This is a genomic window from Halarchaeum salinum (assembly GCF_039520965.1).
GTDB lineage: Archaea > Halobacteriota > Halobacteria > Halobacteriales > Halobacteriaceae > Halarchaeum > Halarchaeum salinum.
The window spans coordinates 1-1,267 of record NZ_BAAABL010000099.1 but is presented as its reverse complement, the minus strand read 5'-3'; the positions used below and the strand labels follow the sequence as shown (position 1 = coordinate 1,267).

Sequence of the window (1,267 nt, the reverse complement as noted above, 5' to 3'; positions counted from 1 at the left end):
ATGAGGAGGAGAAGTCTGTGCACAACCCTCGCTCCTCAACGAGAATCATGCGTCGGCTCACTACACTGTTTCCCTCCGAGTTCCTCGAAGAGCACGCCGAGGAACTCGGCGTGGTTGAGCGAGAGGGCAAGCTTCAGATTCCCGTCCTCGTGTGGGCGCTCGTGTTCGGCTTCGCCGCAGGCGAGAGCCGAACACTCGCCGGGTTCAGACGCTGCTACAACTCCACAGCTGATGAAACGATCTCTCCCGGTGGATTCCATCAGCGGTTGACGCCGACGTTGGCAGAGTATCTCCGCGACCTCGTCGAGCGTGGTCTCGACGAGGTCGCTGTTCCCAACGCTGTTGACGCTGATATCGACCGATTCAGAGACGTGATGATCGCTGATGGAACGGTGTTGCGGTTGCACGAATTCCTCTCTGATGAGTTCCAAGCCCGTCACGAGGAGCAGGCTGGAGCGAAGCTCCACCTGCTCCACAACGCCACCGAGCAGACGATTGAACGACTCGACGTGACCGACGAAAAAGCGCACGACAGCACGCTGTTCAAGACGGGTTCGTGGCTCCAAGGACGGCTCGTTCTGTTCGATCTAGCGTACTTCAAGTACCGCCGGTTCGCGTTAATCGACGAGAACGACGGCTACTTCGTGAGTCGGCTGAAGCAGAACGCGAATCCGGTGATAACGGAGGAATTACGGGAATGGCGCGGGCGCGCCATTCCCTTAGAGGGCAAGCAGATCCACGATGTGGTCGATGATCTCTCTCGGAAGTACATCGACGTTGAGGTCGAAGCGGAGTTCAAGCGAGGCCAGTACGAAGGAACGCGGTCGCTGGACACGAAGCGGTTCCGCGTCGTCGGCGTCCGTGACAAGGACGCCGACGACTACCATCTGTATATCACGAATCTATCGCGAGAGGAGTTCTTCCCGGAGGATTTAGCAACGCTGTATCGGTGTCGGTGGGAGGTAGAAACGCTGTTTCGTGAACTGAAGACGCAGTACGAGTTGGACGAGTTCGACACAAGCGACCCGGATATCGTGAGAATTCTGCTGTATGCGGCGTTGCTGTCGCTGCTGGTGAGTCGTGAGCTGTTGGATCTGGTGACCGAGCAGGCTGATGACGAGATCGTGTTTCCGCCAGAACGCTGGGCGGCGACCTTCCGGTCGCACGCCCAGCTCATCCTCCACGAACTCGGTGAGTATCTCGGTTACTCACCACCGCCGTTGCTGGAGCGGCTGATCGAGGATGCTCAGAAGATTCACCAGCAACG

The 1,267-nt window shown here is 58.2% G+C and carries 1 protein-coding gene; it reads left to right on the top strand.

Features of this window, described 5'->3' with window-relative positions; genetic code table 11:
* Nucleotides 1-47: 47 nt before the first annotated feature.
* Nucleotides 48-1,267 (top strand): IS4 family transposase (locus ABDZ36_RS14705; RefSeq protein ID WP_343749379.1); only part of this gene is annotated, 1,220 nt, incomplete at its 3' end.